The following is a 20,953-nucleotide window of genomic DNA, read 5'->3' as shown; positions in this document are numbered from 1 at the left end:
AATGGTTACTTTTAAAGCAAATGTGTATCATGAAGACAATGATAATCTTATTGGTGCAGAAGTAATTGTTTACGATGGGGATACTCCCATCGATTCAATTTTAATTACTTCCAAATCAAGTTATGATGAACTTGTTGAGGAGATTGCCAGTTTATCATCAAGATTTGTTAGTTTTCGTGAACAATCTGAACTTAGTGAAAAAACTATTGAAGAAATACTTGAAAATTCTGAAAATGAAATTGGTATCAATGCAAGTCTCTTAAATGGTCATACTCCAAATTATTATGCAAAAGCGTCACATGCTCATATCATGTCACAAATCTCAGATTTAAAGACTTATGAAATTTCATTATCAAATTATAATCCTATTATAGGGTATGGAACACCCGCAACAACAACAGCAACAGTAACTGTTAAAAACTCCGCAGGAGCACCCGCAGCTAATGAACAGGTAATCCTTTCAATAGACGGTACTCTTCATAATGGAACTACCAATTCAAGTGGAACATTCTCAATGAATTTCTCCACATACGATGTGGGGATTCATACTTTTGCTGTGAAAAATCAGAAAGTGCAATGTTTAGTAGAACAGGATACTGGATGGGTAAAATTAAATTTAAATCCTGATTTTAAACCGTTTTCCAGTGGTCATGATTTGAAATTTAAAGTAAAAAATGGATTGGTTCATATAAATGGTATATTAACACCAAACCGAAATTGGAGTACAACTGAGGATAAAACAGTTGCTATTATGCCTAATGGTTTTAGGCCTGCTTTTAAACAGTCTGCATTAATGCAAGGTAGTGATCGTGATAAATTTTTATTAATGGTTGAGCCTGACGGCAAAATTACGGTTAATAGATATGGGCCGGTAAGTAATAATAGTTGGAGCGTTGGAATGTGGTTGCACATGTATATAACTTACCTATTATAAAAAAAATGGAGAGATTCAAAATGAGTAAATGGATTTCAAGTGAAAACTTGTACAATATGGCAAAAGATATAAAAAGGTATGTTGAAAACAATGGTAAAATACCTTATAAATTCTCTTATGGTGGAATAGAGTTCACATTCAATGAAATGCAAGATTTAATGGTTTATGCTGTGCTTTATAGGAATGTGGGAGTTAAAGCTGAAACACATAAATGGTGTCAGAATGCACATGGAGATAGTATAAATGAGAATATTTACACAAATGACTTTTTAGACCAGTGCAAAAGAGTTCGAAACTATATTTTAACTAATAATCAAGTTCCTAACTATGTTACGACTGTTAAGAGTAAAAAACGAGTGAATATTGATTTATTTACTTATTGTATGGCAAAAGTAGTAGTTTGGTATCATGAACACGGTGGTGAATTACCTAATTATTGTAATTATGATTCTCGTGCACTATCTGGCAAAGGTTCACAGTCAACTAACTACAGCCAAGACATACTAAACTATTTCAGTAACAAATTCGGTAGACCATCAAGCATTGATGATGCACTAGCTAAAATCAAAGGTAGGGGCTATGGATACTACTATGATGATGTCTACAGCAACAAACAATCCATTGACAGAATGAGAAACGGTCAAGGAGTCAACTGTACAGATGCATGCCATGTATTCTGGCACATAGGAAAAGCATTAGGATATGATGTAAGAGCAATACATGTAATGTGCAGAGGTGGAGACGGACATGTAAGACTCCAATTTTATAAATCACAATATGGATGGTTCAATAGAGACCCAGCAGCAGTTTTAGATGGTGAATGTGTAGAATGTATTTGGTGTGGGAATGGTGAATACAGAGCCACAAATCCTCAATGGTTCTTAAACAATGTAAATAGGTGAATCATTATGGCATTATCCAAAAAAGAACAAAGCACATTAAAACAAACACGCTTACGCAATCTCAAAAGAAAATACTCAAAGATGATTCGAGACCCCGCTTTAGTTGAGGAATGCATTGAGATGAAAGTGGACATTGATTCGCTTGAAAGAGAGTTAAAATCATTGTAATGGGGATTATATATACTTTGAATGTAATATAGTATAGTGTAGATGGGTTTTCTCTTACTCAGCCCATCTACATCGCCTATCAAATATCAATAAGTGATGAAATCGAGTAAGGGGGCAATTATTAATGGGTAACTGTGGGGTATATTACATCCAAAACAAAATAACTAAACAATTGTATATTGGACAATCCAAAAATCTTAAAATAAGAAAACGAAAACATTTCTCAATGTTAAGAAATAATTCTCATTTTAATAAATATTTACAAAGAAGCTTTAATAAATATGGTGAAAAAAATTTTGAATTTAAGGTTATTGAATATTGTGAACCATCTCAACTGGACAAATTAGAAATAGCATATATCAACTTTTACAATCTTAAAGAACATGGTTTCAACATGAAGGATGGTGGTGAGGCCCTCCCCGACAATAGGGGTGAAAATAATGGAATGTATGGTGCAACAGCACCTAATAGGAGATATGATATAGATAATTGTTTGGATGATATTTGTAAGGAATATGAATATGGTGTCCCTATTACTATGATTGCAGAGCAATGGGGAACTGCAAGAAAAATAATAAGGGAAAAATTAAGAACAGTTTATTCAAAAGAAGAAATGGAAGCCATTAATAATCGAAATTTAAATAAAGCATTGTATCCCCGGAAGTCTTTTACAGGACATCATTGTATAGAATCAAGGATAAACATGAGTAAATCTCACAACACTTCCGGATATTTTAGAGTTTCTTATGATAGTTATGGAGAATCATGGATATACAAATATTATGATGAAAACAAGAAAAGAAGAAAAATATCTGCCAAAACCATTGAAAAATTAGAACAAAAAGTTAAATCAAAAGGATTGGAATGGATTAAATATTAATTCTCTTTTAATAATAAAAGCAATGAAGTAGACTATCCAAAAACCAATTGAAGTGGAGTAGAGAATAGACACTCCAATAGTTGTAAAACTTATAATTTCTTTTTTATTAATTGATTTTAAACTTGTGAGGACACCTTATGTATTTACTCATATCAAAGAATGATTATTGAATTATAAAATTGTATATTATACTCTTTTTTTGGGTCATACTGAAGTAATAGTTTTTTAATATTCCCCAACTGTCCGGTATTTCGGATGGTTGGGGATTATTTTTTTTCAAAATTTTTATATACTTGATGATCATATTTTTAATTGTACTTTTTTATTTGTTCATATTCAAGAAAGTATAAACTCCATGGACATTTTGTCCTGGAGGATTTTTTTAATAAAAATATTGTTCGTTTGAATAATCACGAATGTTTATTTTAACATGAAATCCAAACATTAACTATTTCTACTTCTTTTATCAAATTTTATAGTAACAATAGTAAAAAAGTATGAGGTAACCAAAGTGCTATTCGTAAACTATCCGAAGTGTTCAACCTGCCGCAAAGCTAAAAACTGGTTGGACGAGCACAATATTGAATATGAATCAAGACATATCATTGAGGACAATCCCACTGCAGAGGAACTGCGCAAATGGTGGGAGATATCTGGCTTGCCGCTTAAGAGATTCTTCAACACAAGCGGAATGAAGTATCGTGAGCTGAAACTCAAGGATAAATTGCCCGATATGTCTGAAGATGACCAATTGGAATTATTGTCAACCGACGGAATGCTTGTCAAACGTCCGGTTCTGGTTGATGATGGTGTTGTTTTGGTCGGCTTTAAAGTCAAGGAATGGGAAGAGAAGTTGTTATAGTTTTTTTTTAAAAGAGATAGCTAGAATTTTTTGATTTTAACCATTTTTTTATGGTGGAAAATTATTGTGGGATTCGGAGGCTGGTGATAGCTCAATGCTATCTCAAAAAATTCCTTTTTTTTGGAAATCCTATGAAATTCGGTATGGGATTATTATGCGCAAAGACATTTTTTTCATGTAAGACCTCTATTTTTGGGGAAAATCTTTCATTTTCATTCCAATTTCCTGTACTTGTGGGTTTCGCTATCTCATGGATTTTGAAAGTCGCATTTCTGCAGCTTTCAATACAGACTTATGCCGATTGTATATAAATGTTTTTCGTAACTGTTCGGTAACCTTGTTTTTAACCGATAAGTTTATATATGATTAAAAAGAAGTCAATATAACCAACTTATTTTAGGAGGCAATTATCATGAACATCACTAAACATGTTAAATCATGTCCTATAGAATTGGTTGTAGAATTGATTAACAAGAAATGGGTAATTCAGATAATCCGTGATTTATTCTTCGGCAAATCAAGATTTCGTGAATTTAAGGAAGATAAGCCTGAACTTTCAAATAAGGTACTGAGCGGCTGCCTGAAGGATATGGAGAAGAACGGTTTGATCCAGCGTATCGTTGATAAGTGCGACAAGAAAAATGTCAGATACATTTTAACGGAAAAGGGCCAATCATTAAACAGGGTATTATACGAAATAGCTATGGTAAGTGTTGATGGCGAAGGATATTCCGATCAGATAAAGGATGACGTAAAGGCATCATTTAGAGAGACATTGCTCTAGAAAACTGAAAAATATGGCGGGCGGTGCGCCATATTATTGCTACTTTTTTTATTCGATTTCTTGAAAAATCTATTTTTTCGTTAAATTAGGCATTAACTTTAAAGTATAAAAAAACTAATATTATATTTGAATAAAATATTTTAGGGGACAAAAATTGTTAGATATTAAATTATTCAGAGAGAATCCGGAAATAATCATTGACTCTGAAAGGAAGAGATTCAGAGATACTGAAAATGTTGAAAAGGTAATCGAATATGACACCTTATGGAGAGAAGGTGAGAAAAAACTGAATGCACTTAGATCTGAAAAAAATAAATTATCCAAATCCTTTAAAAAAGCAAAAGAAGAGGGTAATTTAGAAGAGGTAATAGCAAAATCTAAGCAAGTTGCAGAGGACATTAAAGAATTAAGGGCAAATAATGATTATTATTTAAAACTCAGGGAAGATTTCAGATACAAAGTGGGAAACATAATCGATGAGGATGTGCCGATTTCCGATACGGAAGACGATAACGTCGTTGTCAGAACTTACGGTGAAATCCCCGAACATGACTTCGAGCTTTTGAACCATGTTGATTTGATTAAGAAAATCGACGGCGCTGATTTGGAAACAGCGGCAAGCATTGCAGGGGCTCGTTTTTACTACTTGAAAAGAGACATCTTGCACTTGAACCTTGCATTAATTCAATTTGCACTTTCCGAACTTGAATCAGAGGGTTACATTCCGATGCAGACACCATTCTTTGTGAAAGGTGAAGTTGCAGCGGAAACTTCAGAGTTGGGTGAGTTCTATGAGACATTATACAAGGTTGAAAATGAGGACATGTATCTGATTGCAACTGCCGAGCAGACCTTGGCCGCACTTCACAGGAATGAGATTATAGCACCTACCGAACTGCCATTGAGATACTGTGCACTTTCAACCTGTTTTAGAAAGGAAGCAGGTTCTCACGGAAAGGACACTCTCGGGATATTCAGGGTACACCAGTTTGAAAAAATCGAACAGTTCATTTACTCCACTCCTGAAGATTCAAGAAATCAGCATGACCACCTGATGGAAGTAACCGAGAGGATCTATCAGAAATTAGGCATTCCATATCAGATAATAGCAATTGTATCATCCGCTCTGAATGATAATGCCTCCATCAAATATGATCTTGAAGCATGGTTCCCGGGTTCAAAAGCATTCAGGGAACTGGTTTCATGTACCAACTGTAAGGATTACCAGGCACGTAAGACCAAAACCCGTGTTGGAAGAGCAGGTTCCGGAGATGCTCAAATCTTGCATACATTAAACAGCACTGCCATCGCAACCGAAAGAACCATCTGTTGTATTTTGGAAAATTATCAGCAGGCAGACGGCAGCATTAAGATTCCTGAAGTGCTGGTCCCTTACATGAATGGAAAAACTGTCATTGAAGCTAAAGAATAACTATTTTTGAATTCAAGTGTGTTTTTACACACTTTAACTATTTTTTAAAAAATAAAAAAGAATGGTGATGTTAAGATAATCTAAAATCTGGTTATATCATCCCATGTTTCTTTAGGTGTCTTTTTACCATTAAACATATCAAGGTCTATGGCTTTGTTTTTAAATGAAACGATGAGGGTACAGATTGCATCACCGGTCACGTTAACGGCTGTTCTAAACATGTCCAGGACGTGGTCTATTCCCATGATTATGCCGATTGCATCCACCGGCAGGCCTACAGAGCTGAACACCATATTCAATGTAATCAGTCCCACTGATGGAACGCCTGCAGTTCCGATTGAAGCCATCACTGCTGTGAAAATCACTGTTAAAAGGGCGGTCATTCCCAAGTCTATTCCATATGCCTGGGCCGCAAACATGACAGCACAACCCTGCATGATGGCTGTTCCATCCATGTTGATTGTAGCCCCTAAAGGAATGGTGAATGATGAAATTTCACGTGATACTCCAAGTTCTGAAAGTTTTTCCAAGTTCAATGGGATTGTAGCGTTTGATGTTGAAGATGAAAATGCGAAAAACATTACTGAGAAGAATTTTTTGAAGAATCTGATCGGATTTAATCTTGTAAATAATACCATTAATGAAGGGTATACAACGAAAGCCTGCACTGCTAAGCCTATTAGCACACATCCAATGTATTTGGCTAATGGAATCAAACCCTCAAAACCGAGTGATGCGAAGGTCTTGGCCATTAGACAGAAAATTCCTATTGGTGCAAATTTCATCACGATACGGGTCATTTCCATCATGATTCTGTTTCCCTGGGTGAAAAAGTCATTAACAACATTTGTCTCTTCCCTTAGGGTTGCCAATATTATGCCGACAAGCACTCCGAATATGATGACCGCCAGCATATCCCCGTTGGCAAGTGAGCTGAATGGGTTGTCAGGTATCATGTTCAGGATGGTGTCTGTTACTGTTACATTTGACGTAACATTGGCTTTTGCAATGCCCGCCATATTCAAACCAACACCCGGTTGAATGGCACTTGCTATTAAGAGTGCAACAATCACAGCCAGTGCAGTTGTTATAAGGTATATTACTATTGCTCGACCTCCAATTGCACCGATCTTCTTAATGTCTGAAATTGAAGCCACTCCAACGACTATCGAAAAGAAGACCAATGGCACAACCAGCATTTTCATTAATTTGATAAATCCTGTTCCTCCCAGATAAAAAAGATTATTGACTAGGATGGTATCTTTAATAAATGGATTTTTGACATAAAAATTTAAAATCAAGCCCACTATGAAACCTAAAATCATTCCGATTAGCATCCAGTTTCCAAGGCTTATCTTTTTTAGTTTTGCAGTTATTTCCATATTCTCCCTCTTGTATAATATATTGGTTAATTTAGTTTAATAAAACTTGGCAAATGAAGTGAAGTATAAGTCAGATGAACACTAACTTATTATTATGAAAACAATTGTCATTAATGCAAGTCCGAGGAAGAAGTGGAATACTGCTGAAGTTATGCAGGCTGCTCAAAAAGGTGCTGAATCAGTTGGTGCTGAAACAGAGTTTTTTAATTTATCAGATTTGGTTTTTAAAGGTTGCAGAAGTTGTCTTATTTGCAAACAGAAAGATAAAACAAAAGGCAAATGCTATTGGAAGGATGATTTAACAGAAGTGCTTGATAAAATCTTTGAAGCCGACACGCTATTGATCGGTTCACCCATTTACTTCGGAGAGCCTACAAGCGAATTCAGGGCGTTGCTTGAGAGATTGATATTTTGCATAATGTCTTATGATGATGGGTCAAGCTATTTTAGGGGTAGGGTCAATGTTGGAATCTTTTATACCATGAATGCCCCAAGGGAGTTTTATGAACAATCAATGAAGGATAGCTTGTCTAGTGTTGAGTTTTTATTTTCTTTTTTAAATGGGGAAGTGGTTTCTTATCCTGTTTGCGATACCCTGCAGGTTCATGACTACTCCAAATATAATATGGGCGGTTTTTCACAGGAACTTAAGGAAAGGCAATTGGTTCTTCAGTATCCTAAAGATATTGAAAAGGCTTTTGAGATTGGTGCCGAATTAAGCAAATGATTGCAATGTATACATTTTCAAAAAATGAATACAAACATTTATATACTACTTCTGCCACATATTAGTTTGTATACAAATAGCAATTTTGTAATACATATTTGATGTGATTATATGGACACCAAAAAAAATAAAAACCATCATAAAAAATTTGTATTCGGAAACGAGAGATTCGGAGGATCATACACTCCAGGTGATTTTGAATTCAATTTCCCTGAAGACATGACCCGTGAGGAATTTGAAAAGATGTTTACATCAAGAATGCATGCCCTACACAAGAGGGGAAATGATTTTAAGGAAGAATTTTTTGATAATGCATCAAAATCAAAAAAGGAAAATCTAAAACCGTTGAGCATTCGTGTAAAACCCCATACTAAAGAATTTTTCAAAAATAATTCAATACTCTCTCCAAGAGATGTATTGGAGATGTATGAAAACTTCAACAACGGTTCTGAAGCATTCATCAACTCCTTAATAGAGGATGAAAAGGAGCTTGAAAAGGAGTTGGCTGAAGTTCAGGAAAAACTGCACAATGCAAAATTGTTTAAGGAAAAGTTAAGTGAAATGGAACCTCAAAATGATGTTTCAACTGATGAAGATAAGTTATTGAAGTTGAGTCATGAATATGAACATTCACAAATCAAGCCCTTTGGTAATGAAACTTCATTGGAAAAGGCCAAGGCTGATATCATAAGAACTATTCAAATCTACAACACTTTAATAGTTCGCGTGTATAATTCACAGGTAATAACTATTGGCGTTTACACCAATGCCGAACCGGCAGTATATTACTTTAAAAATGAATATCCGAAAGATGATATCAAGGAAATCCTGAATCATGTTGAGGAGTATTGTTCTGAAAACGACATTTCATTTGATGTAAACAGTTCATCTCTTTTCGAAGAATAATTTGAATGTTTTGGAAGTGTGCAAAAGCACACTTTCACACTTCAGCTATTTTTATCTGCTTTTAAAACATAGTATTATCTGGATTTGAAAAAATCCGGCTTGGTTAATCATGATTTTGAGGCTTTTTTTGATGATGGTATGTTGATAATCTTTTTTTTAGTGATTAATCAAGTCTTTTTAAAAAAATAAAAAAAGTAAAGGGTAGACTTATCTTAATAGGAATAAGTTCAAGCCCTCAATTATTAAAACGATTCCGATTATCATTGCAATGTATACCGGTTTTGTAATAGTAAATGCTGCAAGGGCTATTGCAATAATACCCATAACTAAAACGAGGATTGATGAAAAAGTGGATATGCTGCTGCTTTTTGACATCAGTCCGGCAATTCCAAATACAATCATTATAAATCCGACAATATAGAATGATAATCCCATGAGGAATGATAGGGCATCAATGTAGAATGTAAATATGAATCCCAATATTATTGATATGATTCCAATAATGATGAATGCTGTTGAAAATGCATTATATTCTTTTCTCATGTTCCAACCCATAAATACGGAGGAAATACCAAAGAATAACAAGCTTAGGCCAATGATTATTGAGACCAGATTTTCAAAAAACATTGGGAATATTATGAACATTATACCTAATATGATTGATAGGATTCCTGCACTTCTGTTTATGAACAATTGATTCACCTCCAATTTTGTAAGCTAATTATATATATTACATTAAATGTTATTTATTAGTATGGTAGAATTTGATGAAATTGTTAAAACTAGAAGAAGCATTCGCGAGTATGCTGACAGGGATGTCAGCGATGAAGATATCTTGAAAATCATTAAAGCTGGAATGCAGGCGCCGGGGTCAAGACTTGGAGCCGAGCCGTGGGAATTTGTCATTGTCAAAAACAGGGAAATGCTGGCGAAACTTTCAGAGATTAAGCCCAGAGTCAAAACAGCTCCGGTTGCAATTCTGCTTGTTGCCAATATAGAAAGGGCATTTTACAAACTTCATTGGCAACAGGATATGTCTGCTGCAGCCGAAAACATGTTGCTTGAAGCGGTCAACCTTGGTTTGGGAGGACTTTGGAACGGGGTGGCCCCCACAGAGGATACAATGGCGAAAGTTGCGGAGATGTTTGATTTGGATAATGAGAATCAGATTCCGTTCTGCATAATCACCATAGGCTATCCAGCTGAAGGATGGGAAAACAGGTTCATGGATAAATTTGATGAAAGCAGGATTCACTATGAAAAATACTGAATACGATTTTGAAAGTGTAGTTGACAGGAAGGGCACGAATTCCCTTAAATGGGATTTATTTGATGATGATGTTCCGATGTGGGTGGCGGACATGGACTTCAAGGTGGCCCCGGCCATTGAAAGGGCCATTTCAAAAAGGGCTGATCATCCTGTTTTCGGATACCCTATTGTTCCGGATGAGCTGTTTGAAGCTTATATCAACTGGTGGGACAGACGCTATGGCTTTAGGATGTCCCGCGAGAATATGGCCTATTCAATCGGGGTGATGCCATCAATATCATCGATGATAAGGTGTCTGACGGATGCCGGAGACAATATACTGATTCAAACCCCAGTCTATCATGTGTTTTTCTATGTTATTGAGGATAATAATCGTAATGTTGTGGAAAATCAACTGATTTATGAGAATGGCGGGTACAGAATCGATTTTGATGATCTGGATGAGAAACTGTCGGATGTTAAAATGATGATACTCTGCAATCCCCATAATCCGATTGGCAGAATATGGTCTGAAGAGGAGCTGCTTCGAATTGGTGATTTATGCAGGAAACATGATGTGATTTTGATTTCTGATGAAATCCACTGTGACCTAACAGACCCTGGAGTTAAATATAATCCATTCGAATCATCTGATAATGTCATCACATGCATGTCTCCTTCAAAGTCATTCAACATTGCCGGCTTTCAAAGCTCCATTGTCCACACTGAAAACCCGGAACTGTTGGACAAAATAAAAAATCAAATGCACATCGACAATTCTGATTCGTGCAATGTGTTTGCATCATCGGCGGTGATTGCCGCATATGAGAGGTCTGAAGAATGGCTGGAAGAGCTGAAGGATGTCTTATACGAAAACAAGAAAATCGTCAGTGAGTATCTGGCCAGCGAATTGCCAATAATAAAATTGGTTGAATGCGATGCAACATATCTGCTGTGGCTTGACTGTTCGGCCTTGAAAGTCTCTTCAAAAGTTTTATCCGAGTTTTTAAGGACTAATCAGGGATTGTTTTTATCAGCCGGAATCGATTTCGGTCAAAACGGTGATAATTTCTTGAGGATGAACATAGCATGTCCTCGGGATTTATTGAAGGAAGGCTTGGGAAGGCTAAAGGCCGGAGTGACCGCATTAAGCATAGTCAAAAATCAATTTTAGCCACTGACTTTAAGAATGAAAAATTAAGTTTGATGATTATAATATTTGCGGAAGATATCAGTCCATGGAGTCGATGAACTGCTGAATCAGCCAGTCGGATATGCTGATGTCTGATCCGTATCTGATTATTTCATCTCTTTTAAACCATGCAGCCTTAAGTATCTCATCACCGTCCACCTTAATGTCTCCGGATTCATACTCTGCAGTGAAGCCAAGCATCAGTGAGTTTGGAAACGGCCAGGATTGGCTTCGCTGATACTCCAAATTTTTGATTTTAATTCCCACTTCCTCTAAAACCTCACGGTGCACGGCATCTTCAACGCTTTCACCGGGTTCGACAAATCCTGCTATTAGGGCATATCTGATATTGTCGTGATAGCTGTGCTTTGCCATAAGCAGTTCATCACCCTTTCTGATTGCAACGATAATTGCGGGAGCGATTCGGGGATAATGGTTCTGCCCGCAATTCGGGCATTTTAACATCATGTCCTTTTCATCCAGCTGTGTTGGTGTTGCGCATCTTCCGCAAAACCTGTGGGAAATGTACCAGTCATTGACAAGAACGGCCTTTGCCGCCATCAGATATAGGTCATGGTCCAAATCATAGACTTCTTTTAAATTGTAATGGGCCTTTCTGCCGTTCACGTTTACAACAAACGCCTTTTTATCATTATAGGTGCCGATATATAAACAGAAGTTGACATCAAAATTATCCAAACTATCTGCCAATTTTTTATTTGAATCCAGGTATAATTCTCTATTTTCATTGAAAATGAACAGGTAATCATCGGGTGCTGGTGAAATCTCATCACTAAAATCAATCTTGTAGTCTTCATATATGGATTTTTCAATCATATGGAATTATCTATCTTCTATTTGTAATTAAGTTATTGAATGGTTACTTAAGATTTATATCTAATCAAATACTAAAATTATAATTGGTGATATAATGGTATCCGAAAAAATGGAAAAAGCTTTAAACGGTCAATTAAATGCCGAAGTCTACTCTGGATATTTATACTTATCCATGGCAGCTTACTTTGAAGATGAAGACTTAGCAGGATTTGCAAACTGGATGAGAGTACAGGCAAATGAGGAATTGGAACATGGAATGAAATTCTATGATTACATAATAAGAAGAGGAGCTTCCGTAACTTTAACTGAAATCGAAGGACCTCAAACCGAATGGGATTCCCCACTCGCAGCATTTGAACATGTCTTAGAACATGAAAAGAAGGTCAGCGGTTTAATCAATGATTTAGTTAACTTGGCTATAGAAGAAAAGGACCATGCAACAAACAACTTCTTGCAATGGTTTGTCGAAGAACAAGTCGAAGAAGAAGAAAATGCAATGGATTTGGTTGCTAAAGCCAAATTGGCTGATGGCGATAACAGATTGATTTATGAATTGAACAAAGAATTAGGTGCACGCGCACCATCCGAAGACTAGATTCTATTCTAGTCTAAACTTATTTTTTTTAGGTGTTTTGATGAATTATCCGGAAGGCCCTACCAGTGAAGCCCAAGTCGACTCAACAATCTATGAATCCATGTTGATGGGTGAAAATGATTTGGGAAGCGTCTATGTTCACGGCCCTTTTGGAAATGTCGAATCGGATGTCAAAATAGCTTATCTGATTGGAATGCATCCTCTTGAAAGCAAATCTCACAGGGCACTGTTTGAGGAATTGGCCTCTAAAGACGATTTGAAGTATTGCTATTATCTGTATAACATTAATGTTTTTGATAAGGAAAGCCAATCCGAAGGAAGGGATGAGGGTCAGCTGTTGGCACGGGAATTTGTTTGTGATGACATTATTGATAAGGGGTATGACTTGTTTTTGGATATTCACTCAAACAGGGGTTCTCACGGTCCCGGCGATTATCAGATAACCAATTTTGTCTTTGCTCCGGGCTTTGATGAGGCATCTTCTAGGTTCATGAATGAAATCATCGCTTCGATTGATGAAATTGTATATTATGCTCCGGAATTCAGATCAAGCCCTCCGTATATTACCGAACCAACCGCAAATGCAGGAATTCCAACACTTGTCTATGAATGTTATTCATATGAGCCGTTTTCAACCACATGTGACTTGGCTTCGAAATTGATTGATTCAGTGGACAATTTAAATATAGGTTAGTTAATATAATTATTCATGAAGAAGTCTAAACAGGCATTATATTTATTATTGATTTTGCTTACATTAGCAGATATTTTGTTATTGGGGTACATAACATTCTATCCCATTTCTTTGCAATTTAAATATTATGCATTTACTTTTGATTTGGTTTTATGTATTGTTCTGTGGGTAGAGTTCATTTACAGTTACCTGCATTCAGATGATAAAAGCCAATACTTAAATGATAACTTATTGAGCATTCTTGGAATGTTGCCAATTGATTTCATTTTTTTAAGAGCCTTGAGGCTACTTAAACTTTTCCAGTTAATCAGGATATTTGTCGTTTCAAAGGATGATGAAGATTTATTCACCAACTTTCTAAAAAGGACATATTTGGATAAGATAATTATAATAGCAATTATTTTCATTTTCGTCATAACTATTTTAATCAGGGTTGCCGATTCCAATATCAATGATATACAGACGGCTTTGTGGTATATTATCGTTTCCATGACCAGCACAGGTTATGGGGATGTTATTCCGGTTGATGTTTCCGGGCGCATCATCGGAATAATTGCAATGGTTGGTGGAATTTTAATTTTCGCCACCATTACCGCTGTAATCTCATCGCTTTACATGTCTAGAATCGCGAGGGATACTCATAATGATTTCGACTCGAAAATTGAAGAGCTGACTTCTGAAATTGAAAAGTTAAATAAAAAGATTGATGAGTTAAAAAAAGATTAAAAAAGGAAAAAAGAGGCTTTTCCTTTTAAAATGAATAGATCAATGCTATAGCTAACGGTATAACTAATGTAAGGTATATGGTTGCAGCTACAACATCGATTTCATTTGTTTTTGGGATTAGTGATTTTAAGTTCATGTAATATATTTTACATTCACTAATATAAAATGTTTTTTATTTTTTATAAAGTTAAATTGATAATATATGAAAAGTGTTATATATATTTGAAATAAATAAATAATTAGTATTATTTTAAGGAAGTGAAAAAATGATTATCAGAGCACCTTCAAGAATTCATATGTCTCTCATTGATTTAAATGGGTCATATAGAAGAGTCGATGGTGGAATCGGTCTTGCATTGGCAGACCCACAATTCGTATTGGAAGTTGAACAGATAGAAAGTGGAATCGAACTTGAATTTTTGGACACTGTAGATGATGAAGAAGCTATTTTGGAATGTAGGGAAAAAATTCCTGACGCAGCTCAAAAGACTATAGACCATTTTAACATTGATTCCGGTTTTAAATTTATTGTACATCAAACTTATCCTCCGCATTCCGGATTTGGAAGCGGAACACAAATTGCCATTTCAACAGCTCACTTGATTACTGAAACTATGGGAATTGAAATAGAAAGCCGTGAATTGAGTAGCATTGTCGGAAGGGGAGGAACTTCCGGAATCGGAACATACACCCATGATTTGGGAGGATTTATCTTAGATGGTGGTCACAGTAAGGAAGAAAAACCTTTATTCTTGCCGTCAGGAGCATCTAAGGCAAAACCTGCAACATTAATTGCAAGATATGATTTTCCTGAAGAGTGGAATATTCTAATAGCAATTCCCGAAATTGAAAATCACATGGAAGGAGACGATGAGGTGGATGTTTTCCAAACTTACTGTCCAATACCTAAGGAAGAGGTGGAGCAGGTGTCCCATTTGATTTTAATGAACCTTGTTCCTTTCATGATTGAAAAGGATATTAAAAACTTTGGCTGGGCTGTGAGTGAGCTTCAAAAAGTCGGATTCAACAAGCTTGAACACTCACTTGATGCAAGCTACTTGCCAACCATGCAGGCCATTGAAAAGGCTGGAGCATATGGTGTGGGCATCAGTTCATTTGGACCCGTCCTTTATACCTTCTTTGATGAATCAAATGCATTCATCGTGGAAAAGACCAAGGAAATCCTTGGCGATAAGGGAACTGTATTTGTTACAAAAGCCCAAAACCACGGATATACCATTGAGAAGTAGTCTATCTTTTCTTCATTGAATTTTCAGATGGAAATAAATGAAATATAAATATTATCGTAATAAATATGATTATAGGTGCAAAATATGTTGGAAGAATACTTACCATTTATATGGCTGATAGTTTTTGGAAATATTGAAAACCTGATTTTATCTTCACAGGGTGTTGTCAACGGTGTAAATCCTAAGATATTGGGTGGTTTGAGTATACTTGTTGTAATATTCTGGCTGTTATTAGGTACCGTGCTTACGGATATGGCAACACAATATTCAGATCTCATCAATTTCATCGGTGGTCTTGCAATATTCATATTGGGTATTCAGTCTGTAGTTGAAGCCGTTAAAAACCTTAAATCAAAAGGAAGTGCATAGTTATGGTAAACTGGAAAGATTATGCTCCATTCACTGGTTTGCTTATTTTCGGAAACATAGAAAACCTGATTTTGGCATCACAGGGAGCCACAGCTCATGTAAATCCGGTCATATTGGGTGCATTAAGTGTAATAATGGTTATAATCTGGCTTTTGATTGGAACATACGGTACAAAAATGGCCATTAAATATGCAGATTATATTGAAATCATCGGTGGTGTGGCCATTATTATTTTAGGTATAGAAGCCATGCTCGATGCTGTGGGAATAATTTAGGTTTTTCCTACTTTCTTTTTTTATTCTTTTTTGTTGTTTTCTTCAATCATTTCCTCTAGCTTTTCAAACCTGCTGTTGAAGTGTCTTATCAGGATTCCGGCAGTCAATGTTGCGGTACCTACGCTTGACAGGAGATATCCTCCCCAAACCAGAATCACGGAATCTATTTTTCCAATAAGGGTGCTGCCTAAAATTGTGTATCCGTTACTTGTAAATGCATTTGAAACCATGACAAGTGAATCCAAAGGTTCGACGCCTTCCGCAATTTGGGTGATGAAAAAGCTAACGAAGACTAAAAAGAACAATAGGATTATGGCTATTCCCAGACTGTTCGATTCGGTGTATTCCCTGAACTTGTCATAATATACCTTTATGAAGTAGATGAATACCGGAACATGTATCAAGTCAAGTATTCCGACAAGTGACTTGTGGAATATCAGGAATGTCAGGGAACCAAATGGAATCAGCAGAAAAACAATAAACTTATTTTTCAGGGAGCTTTTATCCAATCTTGTAGCAAGATACAGTGAAAGGATGATGTCGAATATTGCAAATGAAAACAAATCTCCTCTGATGAAGACAATTTTGTACAGGATGTTTATGAAGAACAGTCCCATCATGATCAGATAGGATATCTGTATTAATGAATGGAGCTCCTCTTCGGGGAAATATTCTTTGGGATTCAATAGCCTGTGCGGATTGTTCTTGAGCTTGTTGTAAGTGTACTTGAAGACAACCATCAGAATCAAGAAAACGATTATCTCCAAAAGAACCTCTAGAATTTCTATATAAAGCAATTCCACTTTAAACACCATATGCAATATTCTTGAATATTAAAGATATTAATTAATAGGGATGCTAATTTCGTCAGTTATAGATTGTAGACTTCGTCAGATGGGACAATGATGCCATCATTTTCTTTTAGAACTGATATTAACTTATCGATATCATCGGAGTGAAGCAATAGAATAGCCTTTCCTTTTTTTTCATGGGTAAATGCGTAAAGATATTCCAAGTCAATTTCATTGTCTTTAATGATTTTCAAGACATTTGTAAGGCCGCCAGGGGCGTCATCCATTTCAACGCCTATGATTTCTGTGATTTTCACTAAAAAGTTGTTTTCTTCAAGTGCCTCTTTTCCTTTTTCGGGATTGTCTACAACAAGTCTTAAAATACCGAATTCAGAAGTGTCCGCCATACACATCGCCCTTATATTAACATCAGCGTTGCTGAGCACTTCCAGCGGTTTTGATAGGCTTCCCATTCTGTTCTGTAAAAATATTGATAATTGTTTGATTTTCATCTCATTCACCTTTAGTGTAAATTTCTCTTATCTATTACTCTTTTTGCTTTTCCTTCAAATCTCGGAAGAGTTTTTGGCTCAATAAGAGTTACTTTTACCCTGATTCCTGTTTCGTTTTCTATTGAGTTGCCGATTTTTTCTTGTATTGCCATCATCTCTTTTACGCCATCAAAGAAAATATCCTGTGATGCTTCTACTTTAACTTCGATTTCATCCAAAGTTTCGGGTCTTGTAACTATAATCATATAATGAGGCTCTACATCACCGACTTTAAGCAGTGCTTTTTCAATTTGTGATGGGAAAATAGCCACTCCCTTAACTTTAATCATATCATCGGACCTGCCTGTAATTCTGCTCATTCTTGCATGTGTCCTTCCGCATCCGCATTTTTCATAGGTAAGTTTGGTCAGGTCTTTTGTTCTGAATCTAATGACTGGCATTCCTTCTCTTTGAAGGTTGGTTAAAACAAGTTCTCCAGATTGATTTTCGCCTAAGACTTCTCCGGTGTTCGGATTAATTATTTCCGGATAGTATATGTCCTCTGCAATATGCAGTCCGTTCTGCTCACTGCATTCCATTCCGACACCAGGGCCGGTCAATTCAGTTAATCCATAGATATTATATGCTTTGGCACCGAAAAGTTCTTCCACTCTTTGTCTTATCTCTTCAGTCCATCCTTCAGCGCCGAATCCGATGGCCTTTATTCCCAATTCCTTCGGATCAATTCCGTCCTCCAAGGCAACCTCGCCTATGTGAATTCCGTATGATGGGGTGAAGATCAGGCATGTTGTTCCGAAATCGCTCATGATTTCAATCTGTCTTCTTGTCTGGCCAGTGGAGATGGGAATGATTGCGGCACCAACCTTGTGGGATCCGTAGTGAACTCCGAATCCGCCTGTAAACATTCCGTATCCGTGAGTATTTTGAATTATATCGTTTTCACCCACACCCATCATGGTCAACCCGCGTGCTATGGTTTCAGCCCATGTATCAATGTCTGTTTCAGTATAACCTGACACTACAGGTTTTCCGGTTGTACCTGATGATGAGTGCAGTTCCTTTATGTCCTTAATGTCAACAGCAAAAAGACCGAACGGATAGCTTTCTCTCAGGTCATCCTTTGTAATGAATGGAAGTTTTTCTATGTCCTTTAAGGTTTCTATGTCTTCCGGATAAACTTCAGCTTCACTATATTTTTTATTATAGTATGGTATTTTATCAAATGCTCTTTTAACGGTTTCTTGAAGTTTCTTTAATTGCAGTTCCTCAAGTTCCTCTCTTGGCATTGTTTCAATCTTCTCGTTCCAAAACATATTTTGCCTCATTATTTTTTTAATATGAATAGTATGTTTTTTCAACTTTAAAAATTTTATAGTTAAATTTTCATCGAAATATAGTAAATTTTTTTAAAAATAAGTTAGATATATTAATTCAGTAATGCCATTCCGCATTTCGGTGCGGAATTTGTGTTACTAGTTTGATGTATGTATAATTGCGCAATTAATTATACAGAAAATTAGGAGTAATTCATGATCAAACACGGTGTTGTTATGGTTACTTTATTGATTTTAACACTAAGTTTGCTTGGAGTTGTCTCTGCGAGTGATGAAATAACTGCATCCGATGTTGATACGCAATTGTCATTAAATCATGAAAATGCTCAAGTGGAAGTCACGAATGATGAACTGATGTCTGCAGGTAATGCGGAATCTTCGGATTTCGGGGATATCGGTTCGCTGAGTGGCAATATTGAGGGTGATAATCCGATTTATTTAAATAGTGAAAATGTGGTTGAAATTGAAAATAAGGCTTTGGATTCCGGTATTGATATGGGTCATTCTGATTTGATTATTGATGCTGGTGTTGAAAGTGACATTTTCGTTTCCGATGTTGAATTATTGGATAATGGTGAGGAAAACAATATTTCAGTTTCCATGGATGCTCTGTCTGTGGTGATTGATAGTGATTTAAGTGATGATGATTACAAATTTGGGCAAGAAATAACAATTTCTGCAAATGAACTGTCGGATTTCGAATCTGCAGACGAAATAATGGTTGTTGCGGAAGTTGGAGAAGACGAAATTGATAATGTAACTGTCGAAAATGTGTTGAATGGAATTAATGATGCTTCTAATGGATATATAACTTATAGAAAAGGTAATCTTGTAAAATTATCTTCAATAGAATCAGGTTTAAAAAATATCGCATTCTTTATTAAGAAAGGAGAATTTCTCACTATGGTGTTCTATAAAACTGGTGATATGACTCCTATATATTCTGATAATGTGGTTCCACAAGATTCCGTTGGTCTTTGGATGAAATCAGAGGAGTTGCTGTACTTTAATGGCGCTTCATCTGGTGCTAAGTCCTTGTCTGATGGGTTATCAAAAGATGTATTATCTTCTGGTAATAATGGATATCATGATTTTGCGGATATTACACTTGAACAAGCTATGATTCAAACTTTATTGGAATATGATCTAAATGATGATACTGATTTACCTCTTGACAGTACTGGAAAGTGCGTTATTGGTGTTTCAGGAGACTCTGATGATAATGCGTTTATTTGGTATGCTCCAGATAAAAGTGCGTACTTAGGTGTTGATTCAAATGATAATAATATGATTGGATTTAATTTGGAGGATAACACTTTTCAATCTAGAATGATTACCGTAATGAGTTATGACCAATCAAATTTAAAAGAAATGTTAGAGAATAGTTTAAATCCTGAGGAATCTGTGATGAACGGTACATTTAATGGTGCTGGCGAAATAACACCTGAGGCCATTAAACAGATCGGTGTTGATGCAGGCAACAGCGCTTTAAGTTACTTTGACTCACAGGGTATTGATGTAAATAAGTATTATCGAAATTTTTACATTTTAACTTCTGCAGGCAACGTTAAAATTAATGGATTAGATACTCGAAGTGCCATCGACGGCATTATTGAAGTATTTGGCAATAAGATAAGTGAAAATTTAATATCTATAAACAGTCCATTATGGAAGGATTTAGTATTCTATTTCTTATGGGTAAATAGTCCGAACAGTGATGATATTACATCTTACGGCTTAAGATATGAATCAGCAACTGGAAATCTAATTGAATCCGGTGAAGTTAAAAGGCAAGGTGATGCTATTGCCTATGCTTTGGGTTTGTACGGAAAACATCCAAGTCCAACTCCAAAACATCCCACTCACTACACCAAAAAGATTAGCAATTCTTATGTTGCATCTCAATTAACTTCAATGGGTGATAAGTTGACTAATAACACTACTAATATGACAAACAAAACAAATGCAACTGGTTTGAATTTGTCCGATGTTAAAAAGTCTGTCCCTAAAGTTAATAATACGCCAACAACTGGTAAGGGTAGTCCTTACAATATTCTATATAATGTGGCTGCAATTTGTATAATCTTCATTATATTTGGGGCTAGTTATTCAAAACGTTAAAAATTTTATATTTCACAATTCTTGTGAAATA

The 20,953-nt window shown here is 35.9% G+C and carries 24 protein-coding genes; 18 read left to right on the top strand and 6 right to left on the bottom strand.

Translation table 11 applies throughout. The annotated features are described in order from the left end of the window. Nucleotide 1: 1 nt before the first annotated feature. From ACKI4K_RS02725 to serS, 7 genes are all read left to right on the top strand, one after another. The gene (locus ACKI4K_RS02725) at nucleotides 2–934 is read left to right on the top strand and encodes a hypothetical protein (protein ID WP_407422039.1); all 933 of its coding nucleotides are present in this window, start codon (nucleotides 2–4) and stop codon (nucleotides 932–934) included. A gap of 20 nt (nucleotides 935–954) precedes the next feature. Beyond that, entirely contained in the window at nucleotides 955–1,836 is an 882-nt protein-coding gene (locus ACKI4K_RS02720; protein WP_407422037.1) for a hypothetical protein, read from the top strand. A gap of 6 nt (nucleotides 1,837–1,842) precedes the next feature. Next, nucleotides 1,843–2,004 carry a hypothetical protein gene (locus ACKI4K_RS02715; protein ID WP_407422035.1) on the top strand — a complete coding sequence of 54 codons (162 nt, stop codon included), beginning with the start codon at nucleotides 1,843–1,845 and terminating at the stop codon, nucleotides 2,002–2,004. A 124-nt stretch (nucleotides 2,005–2,128) separates the two neighbouring features. Further along, complete coding sequence (locus ACKI4K_RS02710) at nucleotides 2,129–2,884, top strand: GIY-YIG nuclease family protein (RefSeq protein WP_407422033.1); 756 nt, start codon at nucleotides 2,129–2,131, stop codon at nucleotides 2,882–2,884. Nucleotides 2,885–3,395: 511 nt separating this feature from the next. Continuing rightward, complete coding sequence (locus ACKI4K_RS02705; RefSeq protein ID WP_407422031.1) at nucleotides 3,396–3,746, top strand: arsenate reductase family protein; 351 nt, start codon at nucleotides 3,396–3,398, stop codon at nucleotides 3,744–3,746. Nucleotides 3,747–4,158: 412 nt separating this feature from the next. After that, a complete protein-coding gene (locus tag ACKI4K_RS02700; RefSeq protein ID WP_407422029.1) occupies nucleotides 4,159–4,530 on the top strand; it encodes a winged helix-turn-helix transcriptional regulator in 372 nt (123 codons plus the stop codon). Between the two features lie 154 nt (nucleotides 4,531–4,684). Continuing rightward, nucleotides 4,685–5,962 carry a serine--tRNA ligase gene (gene serS, locus ACKI4K_RS02695; RefSeq protein ID WP_407422027.1) on the top strand — a complete coding sequence of 426 codons (1,278 nt, stop codon included), beginning with the start codon at nucleotides 4,685–4,687 and terminating at the stop codon, nucleotides 5,960–5,962. Nucleotides 5,963–6,042: 80 nt separating this feature from the next. Here serS and ACKI4K_RS02690 read toward each other — a convergent pair whose 3' ends face one another. After that, entirely contained in the window at nucleotides 6,043–7,344 is a 1,302-nt protein-coding gene (locus ACKI4K_RS02690) for a dicarboxylate/amino acid:cation symporter (protein ID WP_407422025.1), read from the bottom strand. A gap of 94 nt (nucleotides 7,345–7,438) precedes the next feature. On the opposite strand from ACKI4K_RS02690, the gene ACKI4K_RS02685 reads away from it, so the two are divergent. Continuing rightward, complete coding sequence (locus ACKI4K_RS02685; RefSeq protein ID WP_407422023.1) at nucleotides 7,439–8,071, top strand: flavodoxin family protein; 633 nt, start codon at nucleotides 7,439–7,441, stop codon at nucleotides 8,069–8,071. Between the two features lie 111 nt (nucleotides 8,072–8,182). Further along, nucleotides 8,183–8,977 carry a hypothetical protein gene (locus ACKI4K_RS02680; protein WP_407422021.1) on the top strand — a complete coding sequence of 265 codons (795 nt, stop codon included), beginning with the start codon at nucleotides 8,183–8,185 and terminating at the stop codon, nucleotides 8,975–8,977. A gap of 207 nt (nucleotides 8,978–9,184) precedes the next feature. Here ACKI4K_RS02680 and ACKI4K_RS02675 read toward each other — a convergent pair whose 3' ends face one another. Further along, the gene (locus ACKI4K_RS02675; RefSeq protein ID WP_407422019.1) at nucleotides 9,185–9,670 is read right to left on the bottom strand and encodes a DUF308 domain-containing protein; all 486 of its coding nucleotides are present in this window, start codon (nucleotides 9,668–9,670) and stop codon (nucleotides 9,185–9,187) included. A 61-nt stretch (nucleotides 9,671–9,731) separates the two neighbouring features. Between ACKI4K_RS02675 and ACKI4K_RS02670 the strand changes: the two genes are divergently transcribed. Both ACKI4K_RS02670 and ACKI4K_RS02665 read left to right on the top strand, forming a co-directional pair. Then, the gene (locus ACKI4K_RS02670) at nucleotides 9,732–10,247 is read left to right on the top strand and encodes a nitroreductase family protein (RefSeq protein ID WP_407422017.1); all 516 of its coding nucleotides are present in this window, start codon (nucleotides 9,732–9,734) and stop codon (nucleotides 10,245–10,247) included. Continuing rightward, nucleotides 10,234–11,400 carry a MalY/PatB family protein gene (locus tag ACKI4K_RS02665; RefSeq protein WP_407422015.1) on the top strand — a complete coding sequence of 389 codons (1,167 nt, stop codon included), beginning with the start codon at nucleotides 10,234–10,236 and terminating at the stop codon, nucleotides 11,398–11,400. Before ACKI4K_RS02670 ends, ACKI4K_RS02665 begins: the two co-directional genes overlap by 14 nt. 57 nt (nucleotides 11,401–11,457) lie before the next feature. On the opposite strand, the gene nudC is transcribed toward ACKI4K_RS02665, so the two are convergent. After that, nucleotides 11,458–12,255, bottom strand: coding sequence for an NAD(+) diphosphatase (gene nudC / locus ACKI4K_RS02660; RefSeq protein ID WP_407422013.1), 798 nt, complete (start codon nucleotides 12,253–12,255; stop codon nucleotides 11,458–11,460). 94 nt (nucleotides 12,256–12,349) lie between these two features. On the opposite strand from nudC, the gene ACKI4K_RS02655 reads away from it, so the two are divergent. The 6 genes from ACKI4K_RS02655 to ACKI4K_RS02630 all read left to right on the top strand — a co-directional run bounded on the left by ACKI4K_RS02655 (nucleotide 12,350) and on the right by ACKI4K_RS02630 (nucleotide 16,164). Continuing rightward, a complete protein-coding gene (locus tag ACKI4K_RS02655) occupies nucleotides 12,350–12,850 on the top strand; it encodes a ferritin (protein ID WP_407422011.1) in 501 nt (166 codons plus the stop codon). Nucleotides 12,851–12,890: 40 nt separating this feature from the next. Then, entirely contained in the window at nucleotides 12,891–13,544 is a 654-nt protein-coding gene (locus ACKI4K_RS02650; RefSeq protein WP_407422009.1) for an adhesin, read from the top strand. Nucleotides 13,545–13,559: 15 nt separating this feature from the next. Beyond that, nucleotides 13,560–14,270 carry an ion channel gene (locus ACKI4K_RS02645; RefSeq protein ID WP_407422007.1) on the top strand — a complete coding sequence of 237 codons (711 nt, stop codon included), beginning with the start codon at nucleotides 13,560–13,562 and terminating at the stop codon, nucleotides 14,268–14,270. A 266-nt stretch (nucleotides 14,271–14,536) separates the two neighbouring features. Beyond that, a complete protein-coding gene (locus tag ACKI4K_RS02640) occupies nucleotides 14,537–15,520 on the top strand; it encodes a beta-ribofuranosylaminobenzene 5'-phosphate synthase (protein WP_407422005.1) in 984 nt (327 codons plus the stop codon). Between the two features lie 84 nt (nucleotides 15,521–15,604). Then, nucleotides 15,605–15,889 carry a hypothetical protein gene (locus tag ACKI4K_RS02635; RefSeq protein ID WP_407422003.1) on the top strand — a complete coding sequence of 95 codons (285 nt, stop codon included), beginning with the start codon at nucleotides 15,605–15,607 and terminating at the stop codon, nucleotides 15,887–15,889. Between the two features lie 2 nt (nucleotides 15,890–15,891). Beyond that, nucleotides 15,892–16,164 (top strand): hypothetical protein, encoded by a 273-nt coding sequence (locus tag ACKI4K_RS02630; protein ID WP_407422001.1) that lies wholly within the window; start codon nucleotides 15,892–15,894, stop codon nucleotides 16,162–16,164. A gap of 20 nt (nucleotides 16,165–16,184) precedes the next feature. On the opposite strand, the gene ACKI4K_RS02625 is transcribed toward ACKI4K_RS02630, so the two are convergent. The 3 genes from ACKI4K_RS02625 to ACKI4K_RS02615 all read right to left on the bottom strand — a co-directional run bounded on the left by ACKI4K_RS02625 (nucleotide 16,185) and on the right by ACKI4K_RS02615 (nucleotide 18,780). Further along, entirely contained in the window at nucleotides 16,185–16,967 is a 783-nt protein-coding gene (locus ACKI4K_RS02625) for a hypothetical protein (protein ID WP_407421999.1), read from the bottom strand. A gap of 68 nt (nucleotides 16,968–17,035) precedes the next feature. Then, a complete protein-coding gene (locus ACKI4K_RS02620; RefSeq protein WP_407421997.1) occupies nucleotides 17,036–17,476 on the bottom strand; it encodes an acetolactate synthase in 441 nt (146 codons plus the stop codon). 2 nt (nucleotides 17,477–17,478) lie between these two features. After that, complete coding sequence (locus tag ACKI4K_RS02615) at nucleotides 17,479–18,780, bottom strand: phenylacetate--CoA ligase family protein (RefSeq protein WP_407421995.1); 1,302 nt, start codon at nucleotides 18,778–18,780, stop codon at nucleotides 17,479–17,481. Between the two features lie 216 nt (nucleotides 18,781–18,996). Between ACKI4K_RS02615 and ACKI4K_RS02610 the strand changes: the two genes are divergently transcribed. Further along, a complete protein-coding gene (locus ACKI4K_RS02610) occupies nucleotides 18,997–20,922 on the top strand; it encodes a hypothetical protein (RefSeq protein ID WP_407421993.1) in 1,926 nt (641 codons plus the stop codon). The last annotated feature ends 31 nt before the right edge of the window (nucleotides 20,923–20,953 follow it).

The organism is Methanobrevibacter sp. (genome assembly GCF_045644645.1).
In the GTDB taxonomy this organism is placed as follows: Archaea; Methanobacteriota; Methanobacteria; order Methanobacteriales; family Methanobacteriaceae; genus Methanocatella.
This window is presented reverse-complemented; position numbering and strand designations above follow the sequence as displayed.